The organism is Collinsella sp. HCP28S3_E12 (assembly GCF_052065595.1).
Taxonomy (GTDB): Bacteria; Actinomycetota; Coriobacteriia; order Coriobacteriales; family Coriobacteriaceae; genus Collinsella.
On record NZ_JBQHTS010000006.1, the window covers coordinates 98048 to 114753 of the forward strand.

General features: G+C 58.9%; 13 protein-coding genes. 2 read left to right on the forward strand and 11 right to left on the reverse strand.

Annotated features, from left to right (window positions below; translation table 11 throughout):
- Window positions 1-43: 43 nt before the first annotated feature.
- The gene (locus ACTNBY_RS03965; RefSeq protein WP_427719637.1) at window positions 44-388 is read left to right on the forward strand and encodes a winged helix-turn-helix domain-containing protein; all 345 of its coding nucleotides are present in this window, start codon (window positions 44-46) and stop codon (window positions 386-388) included.
- Window positions 389-489: 101 nt separating this feature from the next.
- On the opposite strand, the gene ACTNBY_RS03970 is transcribed toward ACTNBY_RS03965, so the two are convergent.
- The 11 genes from ACTNBY_RS03970 to ACTNBY_RS04020 all read right to left on the reverse strand — a co-directional run bounded on the left by ACTNBY_RS03970 (window position 490) and on the right by ACTNBY_RS04020 (window position 14571).
- Window positions 490-1482, reverse strand: coding sequence for a PLP-dependent transferase (locus ACTNBY_RS03970; RefSeq protein WP_441063442.1), 993 nt, complete (start codon window positions 1480-1482; stop codon window positions 490-492).
- A 66-nt stretch (window positions 1483-1548) separates the two neighbouring features.
- On the reverse strand, window positions 1549-2214 hold the full coding sequence (locus tag ACTNBY_RS03975) for a DUF4956 domain-containing protein (protein WP_441063443.1): 666 nt from the start codon (window positions 2212-2214) through the stop codon (window positions 1549-1551).
- A gap of 3 nt (window positions 2215-2217) precedes the next feature.
- Entirely contained in the window at window positions 2218-3009 is a 792-nt protein-coding gene (locus ACTNBY_RS03980) for a polyphosphate polymerase domain-containing protein (protein WP_441048824.1), read from the reverse strand.
- The gene (locus ACTNBY_RS03985) at window positions 2996-4765 is read right to left on the reverse strand and encodes a CotH kinase family protein (RefSeq protein WP_427794689.1); all 1770 of its coding nucleotides are present in this window, start codon (window positions 4763-4765) and stop codon (window positions 2996-2998) included. Before ACTNBY_RS03985 ends, ACTNBY_RS03980 begins: the two co-directional genes overlap by 14 nt.
- A complete protein-coding gene (gene pelG / locus ACTNBY_RS03990; RefSeq protein ID WP_441063444.1) occupies window positions 4755-6299 on the reverse strand; it encodes an exopolysaccharide Pel transporter PelG in 1545 nt (514 codons plus the stop codon). Before pelG ends, ACTNBY_RS03985 begins: the two co-directional genes overlap by 11 nt.
- 3 nt (window positions 6300-6302) lie before the next feature.
- The gene (pelF, locus tag ACTNBY_RS03995) at window positions 6303-7730 is read right to left on the reverse strand and encodes a GT4 family glycosyltransferase PelF (protein ID WP_441063446.1); all 1428 of its coding nucleotides are present in this window, start codon (window positions 7728-7730) and stop codon (window positions 6303-6305) included.
- The gene (locus ACTNBY_RS04000) at window positions 7727-9607 is read right to left on the reverse strand and encodes a DUF2194 domain-containing protein (protein WP_441063447.1); all 1881 of its coding nucleotides are present in this window, start codon (window positions 9605-9607) and stop codon (window positions 7727-7729) included. The genes pelF and ACTNBY_RS04000 overlap by 4 nt, the downstream gene beginning before the upstream one ends.
- Complete coding sequence (locus tag ACTNBY_RS04005; RefSeq protein ID WP_441063449.1) at window positions 9604-10509, reverse strand: hypothetical protein; 906 nt, start codon at window positions 10507-10509, stop codon at window positions 9604-9606. Before ACTNBY_RS04005 ends, ACTNBY_RS04000 begins: the two co-directional genes overlap by 4 nt.
- A complete protein-coding gene (locus ACTNBY_RS04010; protein WP_441063450.1) occupies window positions 10506-12644 on the reverse strand; it encodes a DUF4118 domain-containing protein in 2139 nt (712 codons plus the stop codon). The genes ACTNBY_RS04005 and ACTNBY_RS04010 overlap by 4 nt, the downstream gene beginning before the upstream one ends.
- A 535-nt stretch (window positions 12645-13179) precedes the next feature.
- Window positions 13180-14232 (reverse strand): helix-turn-helix domain-containing protein, encoded by a 1053-nt coding sequence (locus ACTNBY_RS04015; RefSeq protein ID WP_441063453.1) that lies wholly within the window; start codon window positions 14230-14232, stop codon window positions 13180-13182.
- A 42-nt stretch (window positions 14233-14274) separates the two neighbouring features.
- Window positions 14275-14571 (reverse strand): type II toxin-antitoxin system RelE/ParE family toxin, encoded by a 297-nt coding sequence (locus ACTNBY_RS04020; RefSeq protein ID WP_441063456.1) that lies wholly within the window; start codon window positions 14569-14571, stop codon window positions 14275-14277.
- Between the two features lie 404 nt (window positions 14572-14975).
- Here ACTNBY_RS04020 and ACTNBY_RS04025 point away from each other — a divergent pair.
- Window positions 14976-16706: transglutaminase domain-containing protein (locus ACTNBY_RS04025; protein ID WP_441063457.1), on the forward strand; the 1731-nt coding region annotated here is incomplete at its 3' end.

Sequence of the window (16706 nt, forward strand, 5' to 3'; positions counted from 1 at the left end):
TGCGTTTGCCCAGCAGACACTTTAGCGGAGAGACGTGGAGCGCATGGAGTACAAGACGACGGCAAAACTGGTCATTCAGTCGTGCGACAAAGATCTGCCGGGCGTGTTCGGCCACGGCTGCGTCTTGCTGCTGCAGGGTATCGCCCGCGAACACTCGATCAACCGCGCCGCCAAGAGCATGGGCATGGCCTATTCCAAGGCATGGCGCATTGTGAACGAGGCCGAGGGGCAGCTGGGGTGCAAGCTCATCGAGCGCGACGGCGCCCGCGGGAGCTCGCTCACCCCCGCCGGCGAGCGAGCCATAGCGGCCTACGAGGAGCTGCAGGCCGAGATCAACGAAGTCATAGCCGCAAGGGCCAACGACCTGATCGACACCATCAAAGAGTAGCTAATTTGGGACGGGGCTTTTTTAGCTACCCATCCAGAGCATTCTTAACTCATAGCCAAAAATTGACATTGGGTAGCTAAAAAAGCCCCGTCCCAAATTAGCTACTGTCGGAGGGCGTTATCGAGGGCGGCGGCTACCGTCAGGGGGTCGTCGGTGCCGGCGAAGAGGCGGATGGTGTCCCCCTGTTTGCCACGTGGGGCCGAAAGACGCGTCGTTGCGCCGCCGGCAGGCGATGTGCGAAACTCCCCCGGCAAAGCGTCGAACAGCTCTCCCGCGCTACGCTCGATAAGGTCAAACTCAACTGCCGGGCCAAAGCCATGCTCGAGGATTCCCGTTGCAACCGCATGGTCAGGATGCGAGCTCAGCCCGGGATAGCGCACGTTGCACACCATCTCGTTCGCGGCCAGATACTCGGCCAGCGCACGGGCGCGGTCGAAATGCGCCTGCATGCGAGCGTTAAGCGAGGAAAACCCGCGCTCCAGCACGTCGGCCTCCTCAGCAGAAAGATCGAGCGCCGACGCACCGCAGCCCGCAAACAACGCATGCGCGCACTCAGCCGCGGCATCCACACGATGGCGCTTGACCTGCGATCGCGCCACCGAAGCGGCAACGAGCTTACGCGGGGCCTTACCGGCACACACGCGGTCGAGTGCCTCGAGCGACAGCACGGCGCCCAAGCTCAGCGGATTGCAGCCAAAGACGTCAGCCACGGTGTTGTCAACAACCAGCAGTGCATGGGCCTCACGCGCGGCGCGGCCTAACGCGCGCAAATCGGGCACACGCAGACCGAACGCGCCAATGGAGTTGGCGAACCACCACAGGTGCGGCCCCTCGGCATCAAGCGAAGCATCAAAGCCCTCGGACGCAGCAGCAAACGCCTCGGCGGACGGCGAGCCCACCAACACGACATCGCAGCCCTCAAAGCCGCACGCAAACGCTTCGGCAAAGTCATCCGCAAAGGCCACCAGGCGATCGCCGGGGCGCACAATCCCCAGAAGCGAAAGCGCCGCCGGCACATGCGAGGCCGCAACCAGTCGCGCCTCGCGCGCGCCAGCCCTTGCAGCCCAGGCCTCTTCTAGCTGTTGTGCGTCCACGTGACACCGTCCCTTCAAAACAAAAGCCCACGATGCGGATGTTTCCCCAATCTACTCGCTAGGGTTCTAGCCGTGGTATTCGCCGTTGTATTGGATAAGCGTTAGGTCCTCCACGCCATCGAGGGCACGGATAGCGTCGGCATAGGGCATATCCACACCGTCAGAGAACACCTCGACGGCCATCTCGACCTTGTCGCCACGCATAGTCTTGGACTTAACGGTGAACTTGGTGCGCCCAAACGCGCGCACGATATCGTCGCCAGTGGTCTGGCCCGTGTAGTGAATGACCATCATGTACACGCGCGACTTGTCCTGACTGCTCGCAAAGCCGGCGATCATCAGCACGATCACTGCTGCCGTGAGCCCCACGAGTGCATACATGCCGGCTCCCGCCGTAATGCCCGTGGTAATGGACCAAAACAGATACAGCAGGTCAAGCGGGTCCTTGACCGCCGTACGGTAGCGGACGATGGACAGAGCACCGACCATACCGAGCGAGATGACCACGTTTGTCGAGATCGCGAGCGTGACCATGCAGGTGAGCACGCACATGCCCACGAGCGTCACGGCAAAGCTACGCGAATACACCACGCCGGTAAAAAAGCGCTTGTACACGTAATAGATCAGGATGCCCATGGCGAGCGCCACGAGCAGCGACAGGCCGATCTTGGCAGGGTCGACCTGACCAAACGCCTCCAAGACGGAGTTCTTAAAAAAGTCCCTGGTGCTCATGGTCTAAATATCCCCTCGGTTCTCAAAATCCGATTCCCAGTAGTTAAAACCGCGCAGGTAGGCGGTCTTTTCGTAACACAGGCAGTACTTGGAAACCGCCGTAAGCTCGGCCGCGCCCGGCGGCACCATATCGCGCACCAGCTGCGGACAAAACTCGGTAAACTTGACCTCCATCACTAGCTTGCCGGGCTCCAGCACGGGCAGCGCGGGCAAGGTTGCGTCAAAGATATCAAAGCTACCCACCGCGGCACGCACGTTCATGTCAAACGTAATGCGCACGGTGCCCTCATCCATCACCCACGGCTCGCGCTCGTAGTCCACGATGGTCCGCGGGCGCATCATGTTGCAGATACACTCGATGTAGAACTCGCGGCAGAGTTGGTGCGGGCTCCTCAGCAAAAAGCCGTAGTCGCCAGCCAGAATCTGCTCAAACTCGCCGCGCGTGAGCGGCGCGTCCTCCTTGTAGATCCAGCTGCCGTACTTCTTTTTGCGCTCGAGCTTAATCACCCTGTCGCTGCCGTTATAGATGCGCACGCGATACTTTTTGCGCATGAGAATACCGGCGTCTTTTTCCTCGTAGGCCGAGTTGCAGTAGTCGTCAAAGTACAGGCTGCGAATGGTGTAGCCACCCGAGCGCGCATGCTTGTCCAGTTTAAAAACCGGCGCCATGCGACAGGCAAGCGCGGAGTGCTCGCCCTCGTTAATGAGATATTTGAGCTCGTGGCGATAACGCTCCTGCGTGGCACGCGCAGGCGGGGCCGCCAGGCGCTCAAGCAACGCGCTAGCCCTCCTCATACGTGTCCTCCACGACCTTACCGCCGTCTTGCACGTAAAAGCACTTCATGCCGTACTGCTTGCCATCGTCGGTCACATAGTAGTCAAACGCATCTTGCGTATAGCCGTCGGAGTTGGTGGCACGCACGCGTACAAAGTACTGGCCGGTATCGGGCGCATCGCACGTTACCTCGGGCAGCAGCACGTCCTCGGCCTTAAAAAGCACGTCATTGATGGCGTAGTCGCGCGCAAGCTCGACGGTATAGCGAATATCGCGCGCCTCAAAGTCGTACGCGGCATCCCAGTTCACACGCAACTTGCCGTTATCGATCTGCGGCACGCCAATGTAGAACGGCATGGGCTTCTTATAGCTCTCGCGGAAGCTCTGGTAGTTCTCCTCGATTTCGGACGGAATCGCCGCGGCGATCTGCTCGTATTCGTCCTTGGTCACGGGCAGATGCTCCAGGTCGGGCGCAGCAAAGACGAGCGGCTCCGTGACCTCGCGATAATGCTCGATCATCTTGCTCAGGCGCTCCTCAGTCAAATACGAGCGCAAGTCCTTGACGGCACGGTCGAGTTCGCTGCGGAACGACTTGCTGCGCAACGCGCGGTTAAACAGCACGTTGCCCCAGTAGTTGCTCACGCCGCGCTCCCAGCTCGCATAATCCGAGAACCCCGTCAGGCTCAACTCGAGCTTGCGCAGCATGCCGTCGTTATCCCAATCCAGGATGTACCAAACCTTGGAGTTAAGCGGGCTGTACAGATAGCAGTTACGGTTCTGCGTGTCGCAGTTGCCCGTCAGAATCTGAAACGCCAGCCAATAGACCAGGTTCTCGGTATCAAAGTAGGTGTCGAGCACGTCATCGATCTTTTGCGATTCGTCGTTGAGCGCATCGAGCATCTCGATGAGCTTGGTGTGGTCCGAGTCGCCCTTAATCTCGAGCATGCCCTCAAAAGCCGCCTGGTTATAGTCGGGGTCATCGGTGAGCTTAATGGTGTCCTCAAAGCGATGGAAATCGAAGCTGTTCACCTTATACAGATGCCCGCTCTTATCCAGACCGTGGGCCTTGAGCGCCGTCTTGTTGAGCTGCTCGACCTGCGTAAACAGACCGTAGTCTTCAAAGGTGTCGTTGGATTTTTCGGTCTGGTCGCACACCCATAAGTGCACAAACTGCGTGCGCAGGCCCATCATCTGGGGAATGCCACGGATCAAATCGTAGGCCATCTTGTTACGAAAGCGCATGCCCTCGCCCATATGCTTGTTGAGCGCAATCGCGCGCTGCTGACGCCACGTGCCCTTGCCCTTTTTGAGCTCCACCTTGTAGTTCTTTTGCGTATAGGTACTCGACGTCTGACCGCGCACTTGCACGGTGGCGTTGGGGGCCTCCTCGCCATAGCCCACCTCGCCAGCAACGGGGCCCTTATCATCGCCTGGCTGCAGCAGGCCCATAACCTGATAGCGTGTCACGCCCATGTCGGCATAGTCGTAAACCGAGTACGTATTAATCTCGGCCCAGCTATGATCGGTGTTCTCGGAGCTGTTGCCTCGCGAGACCGTTAGGTACATGGTCACAATGCCCGAGTCGTCGTAGACCTCGTACAGTTCGTCCTTATCGCGCAGGTGCTTGGCCTCTCCCGAGGTCTCGGCCTTGTTAATCTTGCCCTGCTTCTTGGCCTTTTTTGTCGAGGATTCGTCCTGCGCAGAGCAGCCCGAAAGCAGCAGTGTGCCGGCAGCCGCCTCAATCAAGCGGCGACGCGATATCATCCTATCGGTCATCAGGACCTCCCCAATGGTTGCGATACACACGGACCACCGTGCGTTCAAACGCGCCATGTGGCTCGCCCTTATGGCGGGCTTCCTCATAGCGCCGCTCGGCACGGTCGAGCAAGCGGCCCAGCTGTGTAAAGCGACCCGTCTTGTCGGTCGCCACCATGGGCTGCTGGCTCAGAATACGATACGGCAAGTTGGCAGTATAGGTGTCGAGTCGCAGCAGCGCCACGATAAAAAACACCGCCGCACCCAACAAAAAGCCAAAGCCGTAAAACTGCTGCGGCAAAAGCAGCGACACGGCAGTCGCCAGCCCCGCCACACCGGCAAACAGGCCCGAGGCCAGCACGGCCCCCTTGTAGTCGGTAAAGTACAGCAAGACGAGCATCACCGTATTGCCCACGGCATACAGGCCATAGCCCACGCATAGCGTGCGAAAATACCCGTGCATAAGGCTGTTAAAGCCCAGCGGCAGGGCCGAGAGCACCGTGGTCTCGAGCGAAATGACCGCCGCCGTCACAAACAGCTGCTTGAGCGCGCAAAAGCGCAGTTCGCTGTTGAGCGTGGAGAGCATCTCCTCCTCGGCCACCACAATATCGCCCACTACGCCGCCGTCGTTGAACAGGCTGTAGTAGTCGCGGTAGCGCGGATAGAAGTTGACCTCGACCGAGACCACAAAGTTGACGGTTGTGACCAGAATCGTCAAAAACGCGATGAGCGCCGGTACATCGTGGTAGGGCGCGCCATAAAACAAGCCCTTGACCTGCACGCCAATGGGACCGGCCCAAATAATCACCAGGTGCGCAAAGAGCCCCAGGTTGGTAAACAGGCCCGTGAGCGCCAGCGGCATAAACTGATCGAGCCAGCGCAAAAAGAGCCAGGGGCTGCGGTCACTCTGCGGAAAATACCGGTACAGCAGCACCACGTCCCAGGCGAGCATGACGCCGTAGCCCAGGGCGATTGACGCCAGTAGGCCCTCGACCGGCGGCAGCCCCAAAGCCAGCGCGGCCAGGGCGCACAGGCACGCCACGCCAATGGCAGCCACAAAGCTGCACAGAATGCCACGGTAGTCCTTAATAGCGGTGAGGTAGTTCATGCCGTTCCAGTTGACGATCATAATGTTGAACAGCCACAGGCACAGCAGCCCCTGCAGCAGTGTGGCGCCCGAGAACAGCAAAAAGACGCCGTAGAGCGCCGTGCCCGTAACCAGCATGATGGCGTTGGAACCCCAAAACGAGGGCAAGACCTCTTCTTCGCGCTCAGCGAAGAGCATGTCCGCCAAAAAGCGCGTGACGGGCATGGAGAAAAAGCTCGTGAGCGTAAGCGACGCTAGCAGCGTATAGGTCACCATGCACACCAGCAAATCCTGGTTGGCGCGGCCCACACCCCACAAACCGCACAGCACCAAGATACCCACCTGGAGCAGCACGCCCAGCAGCATGGGGCCCGTGCACACAATGCCGGCGTAGCCGTAGGCGCGCATCGTGGCAAACAGACCCTTGCGTCTAAACAGGCGCTTGAGCTCAAAACCGATTCCGGCCACCGGCTACTCCCCCTCTCTGGGCAAATCATACGCACGCGCTGTCTCGTCGTACAGCGCGCGATAGTTGGCGAGCATCTGATCGTGCAAAAAGTACGTGGCAACGCGACGCTGGCCGCGCTCCCCCATCTCAATGCAACGGGCACGGCTTGCGCACATGCGCTCCATGGCATCGGCCAGGCCCTTGCGATACATAGGCGGCGTCACAAATCCCGCCACGCCAAAGTCGTCGCCCGGGGCGCCTTCGAGCAGCTCACGGCAGCAGCCCACCTCGGTCGTCACGCAGGGACGACGCGCGGCAAGCGACTCCAGCACGCTGAGCGGCTGGCCCTCGGAGATGCTCGTCAAAATGGTAAAGTCCAGCTTTTCCATGTACTCGACCACGTTGACGCGGCCGGTAAAGATCAGGTCGCGCACGCCCAGGGTATCGACCAGCGCATGGCACTCGGCGCCGTACTCCTCGTCGTCCACGCCGCCCATGATATGCAGGCGCACCTTAGGGACGCGCTCGTGCAGCTCAAAGAAGGCATAGATCATGGTCTTGACGTCCTTGATGGGCGCCAGGCGCACCACCGCGCCAATGTCAACCCAGCCGTCATCGGGCTTTAAGGGAATGTCCTTAAAGCGGTCGAGCTGAATGCCATTGGGGATGACCAGGCATTTGTCCGCATCGCAGCCCATGTCGATCTGCGTCTTACGGGCGTTATGAAACAAACTGGTCACGCGGAAGGCGCGACGGTAGATCTCCTCCGAAAGCAGGTAGAAAAAGCGAATCCAGCGGTCTTTAAACGACGGCACCACCCAGTCGGCGCGAATGATCTCCTCCTCGCGCTCGCGCGTGTAGATGCCGTGCTCGGTGAGCAGCACCGGCGCATGGTGAACGCTTGAACCCAAGCAGGCGAGCAGGCCGCCGTAGCCGGTCGAGATGGCGTGGTACACATCGGCCACCGGCACCTCGCTGCCCAGCAGGTAGAGCACGGGCAGCAGCATGGAGCGCATGGTATGGAATGCGTCGGCAAAAGGCGTGTAGGGGTACTCGGCCAGGCACACGTCGCGAAAGATATCCATAAACGTGCGGCTCTGCAAAAACGAGAGCGGATGCACGCGACGACGCTGGAAGATATCGAACAGCACGTCCCAATCCGGATTGGAAAGCGACACCAGGCGGCGCAGCGCCTCGCGCTCGCGGTCGTTAAAGTCGGCCTCTTCCTGCTCGCCCGAAAGACGCAGGGCGTCGTCCAGAAACACCTCGTGCACCTCGACAACGTTTTTGGGCAGCTCGTAGACAAACTTGCCGCGGTCGGCCGCATGCGCGCCAATCACCCACAGCACAAACTCGTGCTCGGGCATGGCCTGTATATAGCCATGCATCCAGGTGGACACGCCACCGTGCACATAGGGGTAGCAACCTTCGAGTACCAAGCAGATTCTCATTTGTCGCTACCCTCCTTGCGCGCAATGGTCACCGTCTTGTCCGTAGCTTTGATCAGGTATAGGTCGCCCGTCAGATGCGTAATCTCGCCACCCGTGACTGCACCCGGCTCGCCGTTGTTGGCACGGAACATGAGCCACACCTCGTCGTGAAAATTGCCCAGGTTGAGCGTCCAGGCATCCGCATCTGTATCCACGCTCACCGTCACGGACGAAAAACGCTGAATGGCGCCCGAGCATTCCGAGCCGGTCTGGCGACGCAGGTCGGGCGCCGACTTGGTAAGCCAGTCCAGGTAGTCGGTCAGGCCGCCCTTATAGATCTCCCAGCCTTGCCTGGCGCCACGATCGGGATCGAGCAAGTCGTCCGGGTGCATAAAGTGCGTACTCACATAGTGCATGTTGAGCTCGGACACGGCAGCCAGGCGCATATAGGAATCGTCGACCATGCCGCCCGAGACAATACGCGGCTGCTCCACAATGCCATCGCTCGCCACGCTAAACTCCTGCACGTACGGAAGATCCGTACCATCCTCAAAATACGTACTGGCGATGGTCTTAATGCGCGGCACATCCTCGCCAATAATCTTGCGAGCGCGAGCCGAAAGGATGTTTGACGGCGGCACGTAGACCGAACCGTGCGCGTTGGGCAGCACCTCGTCCTGAAAGGCGATAAGCTCGTTGAGCGATGCAACAAGCGTCTCCTTGTTCTTCCACGTCTTGTAGTCGTACAGCGTGCCATAGTCGGTGTCCCAGAGCGCCAGCGGCTGATGGTTGTAGCCGTGAAAGCCCAGCTCTCCGCCCATCTGCAGCAGCATGCCGCCAAAGTAGCGAAACTGCGTGGTATCGGCCTGGCGCGCGGGCTCGGTCTGATTGACCGCGTCCTCGTAGTTTTCGATCATCACACCGGTAAAGCGAATGCCGTATTTTTGCGCGAGCTTTTGCAGATCGGGCCACCAGACCTTGGCATAAAAGTCGGCGATGGAAAGCCCGTAGTCGCGCTTGATGTAGGTGCCGTCGCCCGAGGGCACGGGGCTGGGAAAGTCGTCCAGATAGAAGACGGCGCTGTTGATGACCGGGTAGGCCGTGGCATCGCCGAGCAAGCTGATCGCCGCGGCGTAAAACCCGCGCATGACCTTGCTGTAAATGCCAAAGTTGCACACCACGGTATGTCCGCTGCCGCAATCGCTCGACCAAACAAGGGGCGTACCCGTATCGCCGGTTTTGGCCCACACGTGCGCCGTCTCGCGCAGCGAAACCAGCAGTGACGATTTAAAGGGGTCCGATAACTCGTAGCGCTGGCCACCACCGATCATAAAGTCCTTGCTCGGGACGATACTTTCTGCCGTGGTGTACTCATATCCAACGGTATCGATGCCAAACTTGGGTGCAACGGCTTGCATATAGCCGGAGTTCTCCGGCGTCATACCCAGCATGAGCGAGCCGCCGGCATTCACCCAGCTCATCAGGTCGGTGAGGTGCGTGCCCAGCGCATCGAGCGACGGCATGAGCAAAATCACGCGATCGAAGGACGTCAGCGAGGGAATGGCATCCACGCCGTCCAGGGCAAGGTCCACGTCGCGGTGCGCGATCTTCATGTCGAGCAGGATCTGGTCGAACTGCTCTTTTACGTCCTCGACGCCCGTCTGATCGGAATCGGTAATGACCAGGCACGTGGGCTTTTGACCAAATATTGCCGAGGAGGCCGGCACCGCATCGTTGGCGGCAAGCATCCCCAGCTTATGCTGGCCCGCACTGTACTGCACGCCGGCACGCTCCACCAGCAGCACGGCGGCCATGGCAATAAAGACCGCCCACACCACGAGCAGTCCCATCCAGCGAAAATGGCCCGCACGGTCGCGGATACGCTGCACCACGCTCATCGGGCCTCCTCCCCGTCGCGCCAAAAAGCCAGCTCCTCGCGGTTGGCGGCACTCAAGTACACATGCTGTTTGTCGATCGCATCGATCACGCGGTGGACCTCGTCACCGTCGCGGCGCATCACGGCCAGGCGCAGGCAAAGCATCCAAACCTCCTGCTCCTCGGGCGCGTCGAGCACGAGCTGGTCGGTCACGGCCTGCGCCTCGTCGATCTGTCCGACATCGGCCAGCGCCGTCGCATACCGAATACGCAGCTCAAAGGTGTCCTCGCGCTCGCAGCGGCGCGCAAGCAGACGTGCGTACTGTTGACGCTGAATCTGAGCCACGCGCCCCTCAGCCAAACCCGAGTCTAAATACTCACCAAGAAAATCGCAGTATTCGTTGAGGTTTTGCGCGCTCGGGTCGGTCTTAAAGGCGCGCTCCAGCTGCTGCAGTTTAAGGTCGGACTCCTTGGAGATCTGCGCCACCGCCGTCGCCGCATAGTGCGCCACTTCAACGTCGTCGTTAAGCTTAGCCGCCTGCAGCTGCGCCAGGTACGCATCGGGCTCCTCGGTAAGCATGGAGAGCATGAGGCGGCGCCGGTCTGCCGGGTCGTTGACGATGAGCGCCTCCTCGAGCGGGATCACGCCCGCATCGGCTTCACGGTCGTGCACCAAGATGCTGCGATGCAGCTCGTCGTTAATGCGCAGCGACTCTAGCGTGGCGTCCTTAAGGTCCGCGCCAAACACGGCGCTACGCGTGACAAGCAGCACCACCAGCAGCGGTCCCCACAACGGCACGAGTACCATCACGGCCAGCATATGCCCGCGCACCGGCAGCAGGCCCAACTTCATAAGCGTCCACAACACCAGACAAACCAGCGCATGAATCAGCAGCAAGACGGCAGCAACGACAAGCGAGATCAAGCGACATCCCCCTCACCGTCACCGGTGTCAGCGATGTGCTGCAGAAGCGCCACGATGTCCTCGCCGTCGACGGGCTCCACCGCAATCCGCTTCGCGCTCAGGCGCTCGCGGATAATGGGGAGGTCGCACGCCTTTGCCTGGCGCATAAGCAGGTAAAGCACGTCACCGTCGACCAGGCCCGCCGCATCGCTCTCGCGGATTGCCGACCCAATTGCGCCCACCAGCTCGCCGACAGGCTCCATGCCCGGCACCACGCGCAGGAGCAAAAAGCTGCCCATCTTGCCATCCGACAGCGCCTGCTCGGCCGCGAGCTCTTGACCAAAGGCCGCCTGTTTGAGCACGCACGTGCCATCGACGCAGCGTTTATCCTGCGCCACCGCCTCATAGTCAAAGGCACGGCCCAGCGCGCTTTCGACCAGTCCGCACAAGATGCGGAACAGGTTTTGGTAATAGAGCGTCATTTGGTTCTCGGCCGCACGACGCACAAAGATCAACACGGCGGGCGCCCCGTCGCGCTCGATCGTATATCCAAACATGGGAAGCCCCGGCGTCAGCTCGCGATTGACCCACAGGTTCGAACGACCCCCGCCGCCCAAAAGGGGTGCAAGTTGCTCAAGCGTGAGCGAGCGCGTGGCGTCTTCGGCAATCACGGGACTCGCCGCCACCAGACGTGCAAACGCCCCGCCCGAAACGTGGTAGATCGTCACCGAATTGTTTTCGAGAATCTCACCCATGAGCTCACAGCACTTGCGGTAGATGTCGCGCGGGTTGAGCACGTCGAGCTCTTGCGTCACGGCAAAGATCTTGCCAAAGCTATCGTGACGCCCCACAATCTGGCGCTTGTAGGTGCGTTTGTCCTCGATAGCATCGTGATAGAGCTGCGTGAGGAACGTATTGCGATTGCGCACGAGCTCGTTTTGGTCGCGCTCCACCTTAATGGCCTCGCTATTGCGCAGCTGCACGTAGCCGCATACGGCACCCACCACAAAGTACGCGATAAACGGCAGCCAGTTGGACGGCTCGTAAAAGAGGCCCTGGAAGGTATAGCCATACTGGGTAAAGTAGCTCACAGCCAACCCAACCGATGCCAGCAGTGCCGCAGCCAGACCAAAGTCCAGGCCATACAGCGTGCCGATGAGCACGACGTAGAGCAGGCGATAATCGAGCACGTTGAGCTGGGCAGATTGCGAGAACAAATACTCCAGCACCTCGAACAGGACCCAGGCAACGCCCGTCTCCAGGCATTTAATAGGCAGCGTGTGCATCTGGATGCGGTCGATAGCGGCGCGCAAGGGGTTGATCTTCCCTGCGCGGCCAGCATCCCAGCGAGCATGAATGGTCGAAAGATCACGAAACGGGTCGTAGCGCTGAAACCAGCCATAGCGAACGCGAACGATGTCGCTGACGGGCAGGGCATAGCCGGCAGAATCGCCATAGGCAACTGAGAGCCCTGGGAACAGCGCCTTGAGGGCCTCGCCCACCTCACCTGACGTGTGATGGAAGGTATCGGCAACATCGAGCGTCTCAAAGGAGGCGTCCCAGCTGTCAAAGATGCGATGCACCAGCACCGCGAGTTCCTCGGCACACAGCAGCGGAAACGGCGCGTCCTCCGCGCCCTGCAAAGCGACCGATCCGGTTGAGCACGCGTCGAGCAGCGGCACCAAAAACGGATCATCCAGCGCGGCAGACGCGGTATACAGGAACGGCACGCGCAGGATCTTGGTTTGAACGCCCTCGCGAGCAGCGTAGTAGCGGCACAGGTCGTTGGCTGCGCGCGCGATAATGCCCTTGCCCGTTCGCCCCGTGGTATCGGCGGCACCCGCGGCACCCGCGGGCCCCGCCACATACAGCAGCTGGACCCGGCGACCCGCGCACGCACGAAAGACCGAGCGCAGCAGCTCGATATCGCCCACGATATCGGTATGCGGGGTAAGGTTATTGGATAGGTAGACCACGCGGTCGAACTCGTAGGCCTGCTCCAAGTGCTGGAGGAGCTCATTCCACGAGGCATGGGGCGATGACTCGTCGCGGCGCGCTTCCGCGGCAGCGACGACCTTAACGTGGTCCCCGGGGAACGCCTTGGCACAAAAGTCATCGTCAACATATGCGGTGTTGCCAACAACCAGCACCTCCATGGCGCACCCCTCCCCTTAATTCCATATTTGCCATAGTCAAACACGCGTATTGTACGCCGTCAACGCGAGCCGGGACGCCTTTAAGGCAGTTTTAAGAACATCTTCAGAGGATGTGGGGGCGACGAGGGTGCTGAATGAGCGCCCAATCCGGAAGTATGCGGCAAATTCTTGACATGCCGGCTACGCCGGATAGAGACAACGCATCTATCTGCGGTTTCGTTTCATGAAAAGGGCGGTGCGCTCGAGAGTTCCGATTTTCCCCGCACTTCCGAAATAACGGCTCCGCATCGAGTGATCTAGCAACAAAGGCGGCATCCGCGACAACATCCAGTTGTCGCGGAAACGTCAAAGGGCCGTTGTCGAAAACCGAACAACGGCCCTTCTTTGTCTCCGCCTCACGTAGAGTCCGCGGCGACTGCATCACTTAAAACAACTTACCGTAACTTCCAGCGACCACGACTGCGTGCCATCGGCTCTTCACCCGCATTCACGGTAAACCTCGATAGAAAACCCGGGATTCTCGGAGATGCGCCCTCTATTCTGCAAACTGATACCTAACCTTGAGGCTATTCAACTGGCTATAAGGCAGATACCCATCTTTTTGCAAACGACCCACTACAATTCCCGGGGCAATTCCTATCTCATCGGCAAAAGACGCAACGGAACTACACGTCTTGCTTCCAGCAACGAGCTGAACATATACCTCTGGCGGAATCAAAGTATCGCGCGCGAAAGCATCCGCCGTGCGTTCCTCCTCTTCGGTAGTCCCAGCAGTTCGTCCAATGTGCCCTTTAATAACATGCGCCAATTCATGGAAAAGACTAAACCAGAATTTGTCGGCATCGGCCCCTCGCAGCGTAAGCGCGAGCACAATCTTTGATCCGTCATAGAACGTCGCACCATTGAGAAACGTGCGCTCAAGATGGGGCAAAAAGACCGTTGCAATCCCACATTCAGCCAACATAGACACAAGGGCTGGCTGAAAATCTGCAGGATCCATAGACGTAAGCTCTCTGAGCTTGGGAATATACTCCTCAAGCTTACCAACATTGATCTTACCGGTCGTTATCCCTCGCGCATCGATCTTGGCCTTCTGGGCCCAAGCCAAAAGTGCATATTCGGATTCAGCGGTTTCCTTCTGGCGACGATAAGCGATTCCCGGAGCAAGTCGGTCTTCATTCAGCAGCGTAAGCCTAACAACCTCAAAGAATTTTCTAAGCTCGACCACTTTAACAGCCACGGAGCGCGTCGGCTCGACCCATCCCAGTTTGGCCATTTGTGCATAAGGAAACTTCCTGGCCATCTGCTTATCCTCTTCGATAGAATTTTCGTCCTCGACCCGCAGCAACTTCTCACGATAACGCGCCTCAAGATTCATCCAAAATGCCGAGGGAACGCCCAGCACCATCTCGAGCCTATGTGCAGTATTTGGAGTAAGCTCAACTTGTCCATTTATAAGCTGGCTAATGAACTTCTCAGAGTAATCCATGCGCCTAGCAAACTCGCGCTGGCTCATACCGCGATACTCAAGCTGCTCCTTTATAGTAGCCCCTGGTGGCGTTGCGATATAAGTCTTGCTCCTTGCCATGACCTCTCACCTCTTAAGTATTCTCCTATTTCAAATCTCATGTTAGTGGTAGTCAACGATTTCTTGAATTTCCGCTATCTGAATCTCATCCCTAATGACTTCAAATACCAATCGCAGAGGATGTACCAAGTCCATTGCAAATTGCCCTTTACGGTCACCAACAAGTGGATGACATCGCCCGATCCCAAACTGGACGAGCATCTCAACGGAATCAGCGGCATGAATCTCATCTACACGTTGTTGGATAAGCCCCACAGTACGGTTATCGTATTTTTTGGCAGCAACAGAAGCGTTTGTGCAGATCTTTTCGATTTGACGGTTCTTATAGTTGACCTGCATAATCACCTCCTACCAAAGTTTTACCCCTACGGTAAAACTAATATAGCAGCTAAATAGGACAAGAACAATATCAGCAGGAAAAGCAGACATGCGCTTAAAGATTGACCACAGCATGCGTTCTGGCAATAATGACGGCATCCACAGCAGCATTCAGCGGTCACTACAAATAAAGTCGGAGAGTATCCTTCGCAAGAAACATCCCCTCCCCAACATTCCCCAGAAATTTCTCTGATGTTGACTGGTGTTCCCGTAAAATAAACCGCAACAAAATATGTGCGGAGTGCTGGCCTGGAGCTGCCTTCGGACCCTATTGGCTGCTCACCGAGAGGCTCCGCTATGAAACGACCCCTTTACTACCTGCTCTGCGCGATCGCGTGCGCATCCATGGTCAGCGCGACGATGCTATGGCAGCCATCGCAGAAGCCGTACAGCCTCAGGCAACAGCCGAGCAGCAGGCGCAGCCCGACGCCACGAACAGCGACACAGGCAAGGCCGAAGACGGCACCAACACAAAAGCGACAGCAAATACCGTAGAGGACAGCACCGCAACATCCTTCGGCAATAGCGCAGCCAACACGGAAAGCGCCGACGCCACCAATGCCGGCACCACTGCCGCAACCGGCACCCCCACCCCATCCCTCCGCGCCCAAACCAACCCTACACCCGCCGCAATCTCCACCACGTCACAAACCGGCTACGCCCACTCCGCCACGGCAACCCAAAACGGCGTAACCTTTACCGTCTCGTGGAACGACGCTCCCGCGGGCACCGCGACGACCCTCCACGTAACCCAAACCAACGGCTCGTCCCAGGCCAAAGCGCGCATGGACGTGCCCACCTATTGGGACGGCGGCAGCCAGGAAAGCGTCTGCGACCCGTCGCGCCAGGCATGGGCCAGCTACTACAGCCTGGGCACCGCGGACCACGACTTTACCTTTGACTTCACGGCATCGGGCACGTACCGCATCTACTTCTACTTTATGGACAACGACAGAAACGATCCCCAAAACGACAAGGGGATCTACTACCTGCGCACCACGGCGGAGGTGACCGTAAACGACGCCGCCCGCCCAAGCGTCACGCAGATCATCAACGACGCTGTGACCCAGTGCAGGCAAGAGACAAGCGGCTCGGAATACGACATGGCGCTGTGGCTCCACGGCTGGACGCTCGACCAGCTGGAGTACGACCACAGCCTCAACTGGTGCTCGGCCGAAAGCGGACTCACGCGCCACCAGGGCACCTGCGAGAGCTACCAGCGCATCTACTCCAAGCTCCTTGACGCCGCGGGCATCGCCAACGGCCGCATCACCGGCAACGGCCACACCTGGAACGCCGCAAAGATCGACGGCAAATGGTGCCAGATGGACCTAACCTGGGACGACACAAGCGACAACTGGTACGGAGACCTGGATCAGCGCCATCTGTACTTTGGCCTGACCGAAGAGCTCATGGCAATCGCCCACTCCGACCACACGGCTAACTACCAGAAGGACGGCTACGCCTACCGCTCAACTGACCTGTCCAACAATTTTTTTGTGCGAAACGGCAAGGCCGATGAATGGGCCGAAAAGTATGTCGACCGCATCCAGCAGCACCTGGATGCCAGGGAAGAAAGCTTTTCCATCGATGCTGATAACCAGTCTTTCCCGCCAAGCAACTCGGGGATTCAGAATTCCCTCGTGGCATACGCAATGAATCAGAGGAGATGGGGTGCAAACGGCGAAACAGTTACACTCAAGGCAACGTCAAACGTCACGACAATCTCTAATCACAAATGGTCGACGAGGTTTAACTTGAAGATAAAATACCACGAACAACCCAGCACGCCCTCAACCTTCATGCCCGTCCTCGACGGTCTCGACTACTCTGACGTTTTCGACGCATCCTATTACCTGTACAGGTACCCCGACGTCGCAGCCGTATACGGCACTGAACCCGAACGCGCATTCGAGCACTTCGTGTGCCACGGCATGTCCGAGGGTAGGCGCGGCGCCGAGTCGTTTAGCGTGCTGGCCTACCGTTCCTCTCACCCCGATCTCGAGCAAACCCTCGGCAACGCGCTCCCCGCGTGGTACTCCTACTACGTGCGAGGTGAGTGCTCCCCGTACATCCACGACAGCCTCGACTACTCG